General features: G+C 64.8%; 14 protein-coding genes. All 14 read left to right on the top strand.

Annotated elements, in window-relative coordinates:
• The first annotated feature begins 33 nt into the window (after nt 1-33).
• The 14 genes from AC1DYJ_RS22100 to AC1DYJ_RS22035 all read left to right on the top strand — a co-directional run bounded on the left by AC1DYJ_RS22100 (nt 34) and on the right by AC1DYJ_RS22035 (nt 15091).
• A complete protein-coding gene (locus AC1DYJ_RS22100) occupies nt 34-1671 on the top strand; it encodes a Na+/H+ antiporter (protein WP_477288945.1) in 1638 nt (545 codons plus the stop codon).
• A gap of 176 nt (nt 1672-1847) precedes the next feature.
• Nucleotides 1848-3161: a serine hydroxymethyltransferase gene (gene glyA / locus AC1DYJ_RS22095; RefSeq protein ID WP_135900836.1), complete on the top strand. Its 1314-nt coding sequence runs from the start codon at nt 1848-1850 to the stop codon at nt 3159-3161.
• Between the two features lie 76 nt (nt 3162-3237).
• Nucleotides 3238-3831 (top strand): invasion associated locus B family protein, encoded by a 594-nt coding sequence (locus tag AC1DYJ_RS22090; RefSeq protein WP_477288947.1) that lies wholly within the window; start codon nt 3238-3240, stop codon nt 3829-3831.
• 140 nt (nt 3832-3971) lie between these two features.
• A complete protein-coding gene (nrdR, locus tag AC1DYJ_RS22085; protein ID WP_023669351.1) occupies nt 3972-4466 on the top strand; it encodes a transcriptional regulator NrdR in 495 nt (164 codons plus the stop codon).
• 2 nt (nt 4467-4468) lie between these two features.
• The gene (gene ribD / locus AC1DYJ_RS22080; protein ID WP_477288949.1) at nt 4469-5593 is read left to right on the top strand and encodes a bifunctional diaminohydroxyphosphoribosylaminopyrimidine deaminase/5-amino-6-(5-phosphoribosylamino)uracil reductase RibD; all 1125 of its coding nucleotides are present in this window, start codon (nt 4469-4471) and stop codon (nt 5591-5593) included.
• Nucleotides 5593-6210 (top strand): riboflavin synthase, encoded by a 618-nt coding sequence (locus AC1DYJ_RS22075; RefSeq protein WP_477288951.1) that lies wholly within the window; start codon nt 5593-5595, stop codon nt 6208-6210. Before ribD ends, AC1DYJ_RS22075 begins: the two co-directional genes overlap by 1 nt.
• 95 nt (nt 6211-6305) lie before the next feature.
• A complete protein-coding gene (ribH, locus tag AC1DYJ_RS22070; protein WP_477288953.1) occupies nt 6306-6800 on the top strand; it encodes a 6,7-dimethyl-8-ribityllumazine synthase in 495 nt (164 codons plus the stop codon).
• Nucleotides 6797-7288: a transcription antitermination factor NusB gene (nusB, locus tag AC1DYJ_RS22065; RefSeq protein ID WP_112562963.1), complete on the top strand. Its 492-nt coding sequence runs from the start codon at nt 6797-6799 to the stop codon at nt 7286-7288. Before ribH ends, nusB begins: the two co-directional genes overlap by 4 nt.
• On the top strand, nt 7282-8496 hold the full coding sequence (locus tag AC1DYJ_RS22060; protein ID WP_477288991.1) for an MFS transporter: 1215 nt from the start codon (nt 7282-7284) through the stop codon (nt 8494-8496). The genes nusB and AC1DYJ_RS22060 overlap by 7 nt, the downstream gene beginning before the upstream one ends.
• A 178-nt stretch (nt 8497-8674) precedes the next feature.
• Complete coding sequence (gene osmF / locus AC1DYJ_RS22055) at nt 8675-9586, top strand: glycine betaine ABC transporter substrate-binding protein OsmF (RefSeq protein WP_477288955.1); 912 nt, start codon at nt 8675-8677, stop codon at nt 9584-9586.
• Between the two features lie 254 nt (nt 9587-9840).
• Nucleotides 9841-10995 carry an ABC transporter permease gene (locus AC1DYJ_RS22050; RefSeq protein ID WP_477288957.1) on the top strand — a complete coding sequence of 385 codons (1155 nt, stop codon included), beginning with the start codon at nt 9841-9843 and terminating at the stop codon, nt 10993-10995.
• A 6-nt stretch (nt 10996-11001) separates the two neighbouring features.
• Complete coding sequence (locus AC1DYJ_RS22045) at nt 11002-11940, top strand: ABC transporter ATP-binding protein (protein ID WP_477288959.1); 939 nt, start codon at nt 11002-11004, stop codon at nt 11938-11940.
• Nucleotides 11937-12689 (top strand): ABC transporter permease, encoded by a 753-nt coding sequence (locus tag AC1DYJ_RS22040; RefSeq protein WP_477288961.1) that lies wholly within the window; start codon nt 11937-11939, stop codon nt 12687-12689. Before AC1DYJ_RS22045 ends, AC1DYJ_RS22040 begins: the two co-directional genes overlap by 4 nt.
• Nucleotides 12690-12949: 260 nt before the next feature.
• Nucleotides 12950-15091 (top strand): sodium-translocating pyrophosphatase, encoded by a 2142-nt coding sequence (locus AC1DYJ_RS22035; protein ID WP_477288963.1) that lies wholly within the window; start codon nt 12950-12952, stop codon nt 15089-15091.
• Nucleotides 15092-15146: the final 55 nt, after the last annotated feature.

Below are 15146 nucleotides of genomic sequence, written 5' to 3'. Positions count from 1 at the left end.
GCGCATGGTCCGGTAAACAGCCGGAATCGTGCCATGGACGTAGCTGTCTTCGCTCTTGTCGTGCTCGCCTTCGTGACCCTGTCCGGCGCGCTGGTGCGGCTGGTGCGCGTACCGCTGCCGGTGCTGCAGATCGCCATTGGCGCCGCCCTGGCATGGCCGGCGCGGGGCATTCACTTCGAGATCGAGCCCGAGCTTTTCCTGCTGGTGTTCATTCCGCCGCTTTTGTTCGGCGATGCGTTCTCGGCGCCGAAGCGCGAACTCATCGCATTGCGCAGCCCGATCCTCGATCTCGCCATCGGGCTGGTCTTTTTCACCATCGTCGGCTTCGGCTACGCCTTGCACTGGCTGGTGCCGAGCATCCCGCTGGTGGTCGCCTTCGCTTTGGCTGCCGTCCTGTCGCCCACCGATGCGGTTGCCGTGTCATCGATCGTCGACCGCACTGTCGTGCCAGCGCGGCTGATGCACATTCTGGAAGGCGAATCGCTGCTCAATGACGCGTCGGGCCTGGTGATGTTCCGCTTCGCCGTCGCCGCGGCGCTGACGGGCAGCTTTTCCTTCGCCAACGCATCGTTGAGTTTCCTCTATGCCGTGGCGATCGGCATCGTGGCCGGCATAGCCGCGCTGTTCATCGCCGCAAAGGCGTTGCAGATCCTCAGCCGCATCACGACCACGCCGCCGGAAGCGCAAGTGCTCGTCATCCTCCTGCTGCCCTTCGTCGCCTATCTCATCGCCGAGCATTTCGGTGGCTCGGGCATTCTGGCGGCGGTCACCGCCGGTCTCTTGACCGGATATTCCGGCATTGTGCGTTACATGGCGCTCTCGGCTCGGATCCAGACATTCTCGCTCTGGTCGATGTTGACCTTCATGTTCAACGGCGCGCTTTTCATCCTGCTTGGCCTGCAGCTTCCCGATATCATCCGCAAGGTGCCGCCGGAGTTGACCACCCGGCACTGGCTGTTCGAGCCGGCATTGACCGTACTTTTGCTGACGCTCTGCCTGATCGGCCTGCGCTTCGCCTGGATATGGATCGGCGACATCGGCGCCGGCATCGCCGCGCGGCTCGGCAAGCGCAAGTCGCAGCCCTTCGGCTTTCGCGTCAGGCTGGCGGGATCGGTGGCCGGCGTGCGCGGCGCGATCACGCTCGCCGGCATTCTTTCGCTGCCACTCAGCCTGCAGGATGGCTCGCCCTTTCCGGCCCGCGACCTGGTCATTTTCCTCGCCGCCGGCGTCATCATCTGCTCGCTGGCGATCGCCAGCCTCACTCTGCCGGCCATCGCGCGTGGTCTCGTCGAGCCCGGCGACGACCCCGGTGCGGCCGAGGAGCGACTGGCACGGGTCGGCGCCGCCAATGCGGCCATAGCCAGGGTCGAAAGCCTCGCCAGCGATGGCGGCGAGGGCGAGGCGGCCGACATGAGGCTCGCCATCGCCGAGAGCGTCGTTTCCATTTACCGGCGCCGTATTGCTCTGTCCGACGTCGGCGACGAAGCGAGTGCCGATGCCCGCGATAGCGGGCGGCTGGAGGCCGAACTCAGGATTGCAGGAATCGAGGCGGAACGCGCGGAGCTGCAGAAAATGCTCCGCCGCGGCGACATCAACGATCACACGGCGCGCAAGCTGTTTACTGAAATCGCCTTCTCCGAAGCGGTGCTGAGGGGGCGCGCGCCGCAATAGTTCGCGGCAACAGGCTGTCTTGGCGCAAACCGGCCAGCAAATTTCGCGCCGCAAACGTGGCGAGGCCAAAACAACTGTGTTAATGGCGCGGCAATGCATGTCGCCTGAGGCTGCGCAGCGGTTTTGGGTGAAAGATATGTATAGATAAATTGACCCGAACCGGAGGATTTCAGGCCATGGCAACTGCAGCGGCAGCGTCGAACAAATTTGAATCCTTCTTCGAAACCACGCTGGAAGATGCCGATCCGGAGATTTTCGGCGCCATCCGCAACGAACTCGGCCGCCAGCGCCATGAGATCGAGCTGATCGCCTCGGAAAACATCGTTTCGCGGGCCGTGCTCGAGGCGCAGGGCTCGATCATGACCAACAAGTACGCCGAGGGCTATCCGGGCAAGCGCTACTATGGCGGCTGCCAGTTCGTCGATGTCGCCGAAGAACTCGCCATCGAGCGCGCCAAGAAGCTGTTTGGCTGCAATTTTGCCAACGTCCAGCCGAACTCCGGCAGCCAGATGAACCAGGCGGTGTTCCTGGCGCTCTTGCAGCCCGGCGACACCTTCATGGGCCTCGATTTAAATTCCGGCGGCCATTTGACCCACGGCTCGCCCGTCAACATGAGCGGCAAATGGTTCAAGGTCGTCTCCTACGGCGTGCGCAAGGAAGACCATCTGCTCGACATGGACGCCATCGAGAAGACCGCGCATGAGACCAAGCCGAAGCTGATCCTGGCCGGCGGCACGGCCTATTCGCGCATCTGGGACTGGAAGCGCTTTCGCGAGATCGCCGACGCGGTCGGCGCCTATCTGATGGTCGACATGGCCCACATTGCCGGCCTCGTCGCCGGCGGCGTGCATCCCTCGCCATTGCCGCATGCCCATGTCGTCACCACCACGACGCACAAGTCGCTGCGCGGCCCGCGCGGCGGCATGATCCTATGCAATGACGAGGACATCGCCAAGAAGATGAACTCGGCGGTGTTCCCCGGCCTGCAGGGCGGCCCGCTGATGCATGTCATTGCCGCCAAGGCGGTTGCCTTCGGCGAGGCGCTCAAGCCGAGCTTCAAACTCTATGCCGAGAGCGTCGCGGCCAACGCGAAGGCGCTGGCGTCGAGCCTCCAGGAAACCGGCCTCGACATCGTTTCCGGTGGCACCGACAACCATCTGATGCTGGTCGATCTGCGCCCCAAGAACGCCACCGGCAAGCGCGCCGAGGCAGCCCTTGGCCGCGCCAACATCACCTGCAACAAGAACGGCATCCCGTTCGACCCGGAAAAGCCTTTCGTCACCTCGGGCGTTCGCCTCGGCACGCCGGCCGGCACCACGCGCGGCTTCGGCCAGGCCGAGTTCCGCGAGATCGGCAAGCTGATCGCCGAAGTGCTGGATGGGCTGAAGGTCGCCAATTCCGATGAAGGCAATGCCGCAGTCGAGGCGGCGGTGAAGGCCAAGGTCGTGGCGCTCACCGATCGGTTCCCGCTCTATCCCTATCTCGGTTGACCGCACGCCCCGCGTCGTCTTTTATCCCGCGCTCTGCGCCGCTCCTGTCCGGGCGGCGCGGTCTACTGGAGATTTGATGATGCGTATGGTCCGTCCTGCCATTCTGGCGCTCTTCGGCTCGCTTGCAGCCTTCACTGTGTCAGGCGCGGTTGCCCAGGAGCAGGCGCAGCCGAGCACGGATATTCCGGCCACCACCACCTTTGGCAAGTGGACCACCATCATCGATGCGCTCGACACTGGCCAGGATTCGCACAAGACCTGCGCGGCCTCGACCGCCTTTCTCGATAACAGCGGCAATGCGGGCACGCTGACGCTTTCCATCTCGACCGGCGACGCTCTGCCGCCCGATTCCTATCCGGCCATCATGATCACGGTCGCCAACAAGGACCTGCCGACCGGCAAGAAGATCGCGGCCACCTTCGGCGATCCCGGCGTCAAGGTTTCGGCGACGGTCTATTCCAACGATGCCGTCGGCGGACGCCCGAGCTGGACGGTCGACAATCAGGCCAAGACCAGCCTCGCGCTGCTGCGCGCCATGCGCCAGGTCATCTCGCTTGACGTGGCGTTCGGCAAGCAAACCGTCGCCAGCATTCCGATGGACGGCTTCACCAAGGCCTATCGCAATCTCGGAACGTCCTGCGGCTTCCCGACCAAGGACGTCGCGCCCTGATGTATCTGGCGGCGCTGGCAATTTTCCTCGCGCCTCGCTATCTCTGAGGCACGCGAGCGGCTGTTGCCGAGCCTTTGCCCGCCCCGGCAAAAACCTCTAAGCCTCTCGTTCCGCCAGAATCGCCAACCCCAGGGTTCTCCATGCGCTGTCCCTATTGCCAATCCGAAGATACGCAGGTGAAGGATTCGCGCCCCGCCGAGGATGGCGCCGCGATCCGCCGGCGGCGCGTCTGCCCCGATTGCGGTGGTCGCTTCACCACCTTCGAGCGGGTTCAGCTGCGCGACCTCGTTGTGGTGAAGAAGTCCGGCCGCAAAGTGCCGTTCGACCGCGACAAGCTGCTGCGTTCGGTCGAGATCGCGGTGCGCAAGCGCAATGTCGATCCCGAGCGCATCGACCGCGCCGTCACCGGCATCGTGCGCCAGCTCGAAAGCTCCGGCGAGACGGAAATCGCCTCGGGCGAAGTCGGCCGTCTGGTCATGGAGGCGCTGAAGTCGCTCGACGACGTTGCCTATGTCCGCTTCGCCTCGGTCTACCGCAATTTCCGCGAGGCCAAGGATTTCCATGACGTGCTGGGGGAGCTCAAAGGTGACGAGCTCAAGGGCGACGAGCTGAAGAGCGAAGAGGACGCCGGCTGAGCATGGCAGCGCCTGGCAAAGCCGAACAGGAAGCTCTCGATCGCCGTTTCATGGCAGCCGCGCTGCGGCTGTCGCGGAAAAATGCCGGCCGCACTTCGACCAACCCTTCGGTCGGCACGATCATCGTTCGCGATGAAGGCGCCGGGCCGATGATCGTCGGCACCGGCGTCACCGCCGTCGGCGGCCGGCCGCATGCCGAGACCGAGGCACTGGCTGAAGCCGGCGAACTCGCGCGCGGCGCCACCGCTTATGTCACGCTGGAGCCCTGCGCCCACCACGGCCGCACCCCGCCTTGCGCCAATGCGCTGGTCAATGCCGGTGTCGCTCGCGTCGTGGGCGCCGCCAGCGACCCCGATCCGCGCGTTTCCGGCAAAGGCTACGCCATCTTGCGCGCAGCCGGCGTAGAGGTGGTCGAAAAGGTGCTGGCCGCGGAAGCCGCCGAGCAGATGGCCGGCTATCTGATTCGATCGCTGAAGAAGCGCCCGGAAGTGATTCTGAAGCTTGCGCTTTCCAGCGACGGCAAGATCGGCAGGCACGGCGCCGGCCAGGTCGCGATCACCGGCGATATTGCACGCCGCGAAGTCTATCTGATGCGGGCCGAGGCCGACGGCATACTGGTCGGCATCGGCACGGCGCTGGAGGACGATCCGGCGCTCACCGTGCGGCTGCCGGGGCTGGAGAACCGCTCGCCGGCGCGCATCGTGCTCGACCGCCAGATCAGGCTGCCGGAAGCCTCGAAACTGGTCTCCGGTATCGACCGGGTGCCGCTTTACGTCGCCGCTTGCCTGGAGGCCGACCCGCTGCGGCGCTCGGTGCTGGAGCGCGCCGGCGTGCGCTTCATCGGCACCGAAACCCATGAAGGCGGCGTGGCGCTACCGGAACTGCTGGAGGATCTCGGCGCGCTCGGCATGGCCAGCGTTCTGGTCGAAGGCGGCGCAAGGGTCGCCAGCGCCTTCCTCGCCGAGGGGCTGGTCGACCGCATCGTGCTGTTCCAGGGGCCGGAGGCGATAGGCGAGGGCGGCATTGCATCGCCCATCGACGCTGACCATATCCCGGCAGGCTTCCGCAAATTGCGCGACATGCGTTTCGGCGAAGACGCCTATTCGGAATGGATAAGGGATTTCTGATGTTTACCGGGATTGTCACTGACGTCGGCACGGTCGCGGCCGTCAAGCCGCTGAGCGAAGGTATCGGCCTGCGCATCGACACCGCCTATGACCCGCAAGGCATCGCCATCGGCGCCTCGATCTCCTGCGGCGGTGTCTGCCTGACGGTTACGGCGCTACCGGACGGCGGCTCCAACGCCCGCTGGTTCGAGGTCGAGGCCTGGGAAGAGGCCTTGCGGCTAACCACGGCGTCAGGCTGGAAGTCGGGTACCAAGGTCAATCTCGAGCGGGCGCTGAAGATCGGCGACGAGCTCGGCGGCCATATTGTCTCGGGCCATGTCGATGGCATGGCCGAAATCGTCGAGCGTAAGGACGAGGGCGATGCGGTGCGCTTTACTCTCGAAGCGCCGCGCGAGCTGGCGAAATTCATCGCGCCAAAAGGCTCCGTCGCGCTCGACGGCACCTCGCTCACCGTCAACAAGGTCGAAGGCATCCGCTTCGACGTGCTTTTGATCCACCATTCGCTGACCGTCACCACCTGGGGCGAGCGCAAGGTGGGCGACAAGGTCAACCTCGAGATCGACACCATGGCCCGCTACGCCGCGCGGCTGGTCGAGGCGGCCAAAGAGGGGCTTTGAGCCACTCGGGGAAATTAGACCGGGCCTGAGCGTCGGACAAAGCTTGCGAATGCGGCCGCTTCGGCCTAAGTCACCGGCTACCCCCGGAGATATCAATGGCTGGCACATCCCAACACGGCAAAGCGTTTATCCGCCCGAAGAAGAAGGCTCACCTTCTGATCATCGAGGCACGTTTCCATGACGATCTTGCCGACGCGCTGCTCGACGGCGCGACGACCGCACTTGACGAAGCCGGCGCGACCTATGACGTGGTCACCGTTCCCGGTTCGCTGGAAATTCCAGCCGTGATCACCTTTGCGCTCGACGGCATGGGCGAAGGCGGCAAGGACTATGACGGTTTTGTCGCGCTCGGTGCCATCATCCGTGGCGACACCTACCACTTCGACATCGTCGCCAATGAATCGAGCCGGGCGCTGATGGATCTGTCGGTGCAGGAGGCGATCGCCATCGGCAATGGCATCCTAACCACAGAGAACGATGCCCAGGCCTGGACGCGCGCCAAGCGCTCGGAGGGCGACAAGGGCGGCTTTGCCGCGCGCGCAGCACTCACCATGATCGCGCTCAAAGAGAAACTGGGAGCGCAATCGTGAGCGAACCCGCTTCGCCCGGTCCGCGCCACGCCAACAAGCGTGGCGCTGCCCGTCTGGCAGCCGTGCAGGCGCTCTACCAGATGGACGTGGCCGGCAGCGGCGTATTCGAAATCACGGCGGAATACGAGGCGTTCCGGCTCGGCAAGGAAGTCGACGGCGCGCTTTATCGCGAGGCCGACGCGCAATGGTTTCGCGCCATCCTGACCGGCGTCGTCGAGAACCAGAAGACCATCGATCCTATCATTCGCCAGGCGCTGACCGAGGACTGGCCGCTGTCCAGGCTGGATTCGACGCTGCGCGCCATCCTGCGCGCCGGCGTCTATGAACTGATGAAGCGCGACGATGTGCCGGTGGCCGTTATCGTTTCGGAATATGTCGACATCGCCAAGGCTTTCTACGAGGAAGAGGAGCCGAAGCTGACCAACGCCGTGCTCGATCGCGTGTCGCGCCGCGTGCGCGGCGAGGGGCGCGGCAAGGACGCATCGTGATCGATACCGGCGCGGCAAGGGAAGCGCGCCGCACGGCGATCATCCTGGCGGCCTCGCAGGCGATCATCGGCTCTGCCGCGCCGATCGCCATTTCCATGGGCGGATTGGCCGGGCAATATCTGCTTGGCCCTGACAAGTCGCTGGCGACCGCACCCATCACCGGCTTCAACATCGGCGTGGCGCTCGGCGCGTTGCCGGCTGCCGCCATCATCCGCTGGCTTGGCCAGCGCGGCGGCTTCATGACCGGCACTATCGTCACCGCGCTTGGCGGTGTCATCTCCACGCTGGCGCTGTTCCAGGCAAGCTTCTGGCTGTTTGCTTTCGCCCTGCTGGTGATCGGCGTCGGTGGCGCCTTCGTCCAGCAGTTCCGCTTCGCCGCAGCCGACAATGCGCCGCCCGAATTCAAGGCGCGCGCCATTTCCTTCGTGCTGGCCGGCGGCATCATCACCGCCGTACTCGGGCCGCAGATCGTCATCTTCACCCGCGAATTGCTGGCGCCGGTGATGTTTGCCGGGTCTTTCGCGGCCATTCCCGTGCTGGCAGCGGTCGGGGCGGCCATTCTCTGGATGCTGCGCATCCCGGCCAAGGCTCCCGGCCACAGGGATGTGGCGTCCAGCGACGCCCGCCCGCTGTTCGATATCGTCACCCGGCCGCGTTTCGTCGCGGCTTTGTTTTGCGCCGTCGGCAGCTATGCGCTGATGAGCTTCGTCATGACCGGCGCGCCGCTGGCCATGGTCGGTTGCGGCCTGTCGACGGACGACGCCACGCTTGGCATTTCCTGGCATGTGATGGCGATGTTTGCGCCGAGCTTCTTCACCGGATCGCTGATCCATCGCTTTGGCGCCGAGCGTATCGTCGCCGTTGGCCTGGTGCTGCTCGTCGGCTGCGCCGCGGTGGCGTTGTCGGGCCTGCATCTGTGGCAGTTCTGGACGTCGCTGATCCTGCTTGGTCTCGGCTGGAATTTCGCCTTCATCGGCGCCACCGCGATGGTCGCCGACAGCTACCTTCCGTCCGAAAAAAGCAAGGTGCAGGGTTTCCACGACTTCGTCCTGTTCGGCTCGGTCGCCTTCGCCTCGCTGATGTCGGGCGCCATCTACAATGCCTGGGGCTGGGAAATGCTGAACTGGCTGGTCTTCCCGGTCGTCGCCCTCTGCTTCGTGGCGCTTGGCGCGCTCAAGCTGACCGGTTTGCGCAACGCCGACGCCTGATCCGGTTCTATCTTTGGCTTGACATAGCCTGTCAGCATGGCGCCGGCCGAGATCGCGGGGACGGCACAAAATTATTGCGCCTGTGCCACTTGTTATGAAACCGTGTGCCCCGACGGGGCGTTGAAGCCATGCTCATATGCGGCCGCCGCATTCCGGTTCAAAGCAAGAGGTTTTCACAATGTTTTCAGTCAAGGTTCTGGCCAGCGCGGCATTGGCGCTCGGCATCACCGCGGCTTCCGCCAATGCCCAGGTCGTCGTCTCCTCGAAGATCGATACCGAGGGCGGTGTGCTCGGCAACATCATCCAGCTGGTGCTGAACGCCAACAACATCAAGACCACCGACCGTATCCAGCTCGGCGGCACGCCGGTGGTGCGCAAGGCGATCACCGCCGGCGAGATCGACATCTATCCGGAATACACCGGCAATGCCGCCTTCTTCTTCGAGAAGGCCGACGATCCGGTCTGGAAGGATGCCGCCAAGGCCTATGAGACCGCCAAGAAGCTCGACTACGACGCCAACAAGATCGTCTGGCTGTCGCCGTCGCCGGCCAACAACACCTGGGCGATCGCGCTGCGCAAGGAGGTTGCCGAGACCAACAAGCTGGCGACGCTCACCGACTTCGGCAAATACGTTGCCGGCGGCGGCACGGTGGTGCTCGCGGCCTCGGCCGAGTTCGTCAATTCGGCGGCGGCGCTGCCGGCCTTCCAGACAACGTACGGCTTCACGCTGAAGCCGGACCAACTGATCACGCTTTCGGGCGGCGACACCGCGGCGACCATTGGCGCGGCCGCCAACCAGACCAACGGTGCCAACGCCGCCATGGTCTACGGCACCGATGGCGGCATCGCGCCGTCGGGCCTGGTCGTGCTCGACGACGACAAAGGCGTGCAGCCGGTCTACCAGCCGGCGCCGATCATCCGTGAAGCCGTGCTCAAGGAGCATCCCGAGATCGAGACGCTGCTGAAGCCGGTCTTCGCCAAACTCGACCTCGTCACGCTGCAGGACCTCAACGGCCGCGTCCAGGTCGGTGGCGAGCCGGTCAAAGGCGTCGCCGAGGACTTTCTCAAGAAGAACGGGTTTTTGAAGTAGTCAGCGCACCGAAAGGTGACGTTGGTGCGAGGTACCCCCCTCTGTCCTGCCGGACATCTCCCCCTCAAGGGGGGAGATTGGCAGCTGCTGCGCAGGCGCACATCTGTCGTCGCTGAAAATTTGCGAAAGCCCTTGCGACATCTGATCTCCCCCCTTGAGGGGGAGATGTCCGGCAGGACAGAGGGGGGTGCTTCGCGCAGAGCTTTCCATCCTGTATCCCGCTCAGGGCACACCACTCCGCAAGAGTGGGCCTTATGACCCTGCGTTTCGACAAGCTTGGCATCGTCATCGCGGCGATCGTTGCCTATGCGGCGTTCTTCGCGTCCTTCGCCACCTTCCGCGCCAACCGCATCGTGCCCGGCGAGGCGCGCTCGATCCTCGAGGCGCTGCCGGCAACGACCGGATCGCTGTTGCTGGCGATCGTCGTCGTCGCGGCGCTCATCGCACTGTTGAAAACGCCGCTTGTCCTGCGTTTGGCTGCCAGTGTCGTGGCGCTCGCCGCCCTTGCCATTCTGATCGGTGTCGCCGGCACCTTCCTGACGCCGGCGGGCAACACCTTTGCCCGCATCTCGCCGGCCTCCGGCTTCTGGCTGTTGATCTTTGCTTTCACGCTGCTGCTTGCCGACGTGCTGACCAGGCTGAACCTGTCGCCTCTGGCCCGCATCGGCGTGCTCGTCATCGCGGCTTTCGCCATCGGCCTGCTTCTGGTGTCCGGAAGCTGGGACAGCCTGTCGATACTCAAGGAGTACGCCAACCGCGCCGACAGTTTCTGGGCCGAAGGCTCTAAGCACATCACGCTGGCGCTGGGCTCACTGGCAGGGGCGGTGATCGTCGGCCTGCCGCTCGGCATCCTGTGCCATCGCGTCGAACGCTTGCGCGCCGGCGTGCTCAATGTGCTTAACATCGTCCAGACCATTCCCTCGATCGCGCTGTTCGGCCTGCTGATAGCGCCGCTCGGCTGGGTCGCGGCCCACGTCCCGGGCGCTGCAGCGCTCGGCATCAGAGGCATCGGCACCGCACCCGCCTTCGTCGCGCTGTTCCTCTATTCGCTGCTGCCGGTGGTGGCCAATACCGTGGTCGGGCTTGCTGGTGTCCCCCGCGCGGCCAATGATGCCGCGCGCGGCATGGGCATGACCGACCGCCAGCGCCTGTTCGGCGTCGAGTTTCCGCTGGCCTTTCCGGTCATCCTCACCGGCATCCGCATCGTGCTGGTGCAGAACATCGGCCTGGCGACCATCGCAGCGCTCATCGGCGGTGGCGGCTTTGGTGTGTTCGTCTTCCAGGGCGTCGGCCAGACGGCGATGGACCTGGTGCTGCTCGGCGCCGTGCCGACGGTGGCGCTGGCCTTTGCCGCCGCCATCATCCTCGACGCCATCATCGAAATGACCGCCACCAAGCGCAGGGTTTGAAACGGCATGATCGAGATTGAAGGCATTACCAAGCGCTATGACCAAACCACCGTGGTCGACGACGTCTCGATGGTCATCGAGCCGCGCACGGTCTGCGTCATCGTCGGCACCTCCGGCTCCGGCAAGACGACGCTTCTGCGAATGATCAACCGGCTGGTCGAGCCGACCGCGGGTGTGATCAAGCTCGACGGCAACGACAACCGTTCGCTGCCCGCCTATCAGCTGCGCCGCAGCATCGGCTACGCCATCCAGGGTCACGGCCTGTTCCCGCACCGCACGGTGGCGCAGAACATCGCCACCGTGCCGGTGCTGCTCGGCTGGGACAGCGCCCGCATCAAGTCCCGTGTCGCCGAATTGATGACGCTCTACCAGCTTGACCCCGAGGCGTACGGCCCGCGCTACCCGCACGAATTGTCCGGCGGCCAGCAGCAGCGCGTCGGCGTCGCCCGCGCGCTTGCCGCCGAGCCAAACGTGCTTCTGATGGACGAGCCGTTCGGCGCGCTCGACCCGATCATCCGCACCAAGGCACAGGAAGATCTGCTGGCGATCCAGAAGCGCTTCGGCACCACCATCATCCTCGTCACCCACGACATGGAAGAGGCGGTTCATATGGGCGACAAGATTGCCGTCATGGATTCCGGCAAACTGGTGCAATACGCCAAGCCGGAAGAGATCCTGGCGCGGCCGGCCAACGCCTTCGTCGAGACCCTGGTCGGCGCCAGTGAAAAGCCGTTTCGGCTGCTGTCTCTCGGCCGCGTGCGCGACGCCGTGGAGAAGGGGACCGCCGAAGGCGAGGCGATCCCCGGCGACGCCAGCCAGCGCGATGCGCTGGCGGAGCTTTTGTGGTCGGGCCGGCCGGCGTTGCCGGTCAAGGACGAAGACGGCAAGCCGCTCGGCCGCGTCACCGTCGACGGGCTGGTCAAGCGCGCGGCGAGGCCGGCATGAAAGCCTGGCTGCCTTCGCTGCTCAGGCTGGCCCTGGTGGTGCTGCTCGTTGCCTTCGTCACCAATCCCGGCTGGTTCGAGCCGCTGCTGAATCCGCTGACCGAAAACAACGCGCCGGCAATCTACAATCAGGGCAGCCTGCTGACGCTGACGCTGCTGCATTTGCGCACCGTGCTGATCGCCACCGTGGCCGCCACCATCGTCGCCGTCTCTCTCGCCATCCTCGTCACCCGGCCGGCGGGCGCCGAATTCCTGCCGCTGTCGCGCAGTCTGGTCAATATCGGCCAGACCTTTCCGCCGGTGGCGGTGCTGGCGCTGGCGGTTCCCGCCGTCGGTTTCGGCGAGAAGCCGACGCTGATTGCGCTGTTCCTGTACGGCCTGCTGCCTATCTTCGAGAACGCGCTGACCGGCCTGACGACACTGCCGGGCAACATCATGGAGGCCGCGCGCGGCGCCGGCATGACCGGCTGGCAGAGGCTGATCAAAGTCGAATTGCCGCTCAGCGCGCCGATCATTCTGGGCGGGATAAGGCTGTCGGTGGTGATCAGCCTGGCCACCGCCACCATCGGCTCGACTGTGGCGGCGAAGACTTTGGGCGAGGTGATCATCGCCGGCCTGTTGTCCAACAACCTCGCCTTCGTCCTGCAGGGCGGTCTGATTGTGGCCGCCCTTGCGGTGCTGATCTATGACGGCCTGTCGGCGATCGAGCGCTACACCGCCCGCCGGATGGGGCAGGGGACCGGCGACTGATCTCGGGCCGTATCGTGCGCCAAGGCTGACTGACGCTGCGTCATTTCAATCGATCTAATAGCAAGGCATCAGCGACGGGAGTGTTCTGGCCTAAAGCTTTTGGCTGAAAGCCGGGCAAAAACCGAACAATATCTTGACGTTCCAAGCCCTGTTTCGCATACACCGCTGCGAAGGACGGATTCCGCCTAGGCTTATCCGCTCCCCGCACCAACGGCCCAGGGAGGGGTTCTTTTGGGCCATCAATCGAGGAAAATTCGGCAATGACCATCATTTTCGCCGTCATCGCCTGCGGTTTGCTTTCAGTGCTCTACGCCATCTGGGCGACACGATCGGTCCTCGCGGCCGATCAGGGCAACGCACGCATGCAGGAAATCTCCGCCGCCATCCGCGAAGGCGCGCAGGCCTATCTGGCGCGCCAGTACACCACCATCGCCATCGTCGGCGTGGTCGTGCTCATTCTCGCCTGGTGGCTGCTTTCGATCACCGCAGCGGTCGGCTTCCTGATCGGCGCCGTGCTTTCGGGCGCCGCCGGCTTCATCGGCATGCACGTCTCGGTGCGCGCCAATGTGCGCACCGCGCAGGCAGCGTCCAACAGCCTGGCTGCCGGCCTCGACATCGCCTTCAAGTCGGGCGCCATCACCGGCATGCTGGTGGCTGGCCTCGCGCTACTCGGCGTCTCGATTTACTACTATGTCCTGACCGGCCCCATGGGCCTGCAGCCCAATGACCGCATCGTCATCGACGCGCTGGTCTCGCTCGGCTTCGGCGCCTCGCTGATCTCGATCTTCGCCCGTCTTGGCGGCGGCATCTTCACCAAGGGCGCCGACGTCGGCGGCGATCTCGTCGGCAAGGTCGAAGCCGGTATTCCCGAAGACGATCCGCGTAACCCGGCCACCATTGCAGATAACGTCGGCGACAATGTTGGCGACTGCGCCGGTATGGCCGCTGACCTGTTCGAAACCTATGCGGTGACCGTCGTCGCCACGATGGTTCTGGCCGCCATCTTCTTCGGCGGCACCGCCGCTCTGGGTGCGGCGATGCTCTATCCGCTCGCCATCTGCGGCGCCTGCATCCTGACCTCGATCGTCGGCACCTTCTTCGTCAAGCTCGGTTCCAACGGCTCGATCATGGGCGCGCTCTACAAGGGCCTGATCGTCACCGGCTTGCTGTCGATCGTCGGCCTCGGTGTCGCTACCTCGGCAACCGTCGGCTGGGGCGAGGTCGGCACCGTCGCCGGTATGACCATCATCGGCAAGAACCTGTTCATCTGCGGCCTGATCGGCCTCGTGGTGACCGGTCTCATCGTGGTGATCACCGAATATTATACCGGCACCGGCAAGCGCCCGGTGAACTCCATCGCCCAGGCCTCGGTGACCGGTCACGGCACCAACGTCATCCAGGGCCTCGCGGTCTCGCTGGAATCGACCGCGCTTCCGGCCATCGTCATCGTCGGCGGCATCATCTCGACCTACCAGCTCGCCGGCCTGTTCGGCACGGCGATCGCGGTCACCACCATGCTCGGCCTGGCCGGCATGATCGTCGCGCTCGACGCCTTCGGCCCGGTCACCGACAATGCCGGCGGCATTGCCGAAATGGCCGGCCTGCCCAAGGAAGTGCGCCACTCCACCGACGCGCTCGACGCTGTCGGCAACACCACCAAGGCGGTGACCAAGGGCTATGCCATCGGTTCGGCCGGCCTCGGCGCGCTGGTGCTGTTTGCCGCTTACTCGAACGATTTGAAGTTCTTTGCCGCCAATGGCGACAAATATCCCTACTTCCAGGGCATGGGCGATGTCTCCTTCGACCTCTCCAACCCCTACGTCGTCGCTGGCCTGATCTTTGGCGGCCTGATCCCGTATTTGTTCGGCGGCATCGCCATGACGGCCGTCGGCCGCGCGGCGGGCGCCATCGTCGAGGAGGTGCGCAAGCAGTTCCGCGAGGATCCGGGCATCATGGCCGGCACCTCCAAGCCGAACTATGCGCGCGCCGTCGACCTTTTGACCAAAGCGGCGATCCGGGAAATGATCATCCCGTCGCTGCTGCCGGTGCTGGCGCCGCTCGTCGTCTATTTCGGCGTGCTGCTGATCTCAGGCTCGAAGGCGTCCGCCTTTGCCGCGCTCGGCGCCTCGCTGCTCGGCGTCATCGTCAACGGCCTGTTCGTCGCCATCTCGATGACCTCGGGCGGCGGCGCCTGGGACAACGCGAAAAAATCGTTCGAGGACGGTTTTGTCGACAAGGACGGCGTCAAGCACCTCAAGGGTTCCGAGGCGCACAAGGCCTCGGTCACCGGCGACACCGTCGGCGATCCCTACAAGGACACCGCCGGTCCGGCGGTCAACCCGGCGATCAAGATCACCAACATCGTAGCACTTCTGCTGCTGGCCGTGCTCGCGCACGGCTGAGGCAAAACAACTGCTATCCAAGAAAAACCCGCGGGAGCGATCCCGCGGGTTTTTT

It is taken from the genome of Mesorhizobium sp. P2_B11 (assembly GCF_056404855.1).
This window is presented reverse-complemented; position numbering and strand designations above follow the sequence as displayed.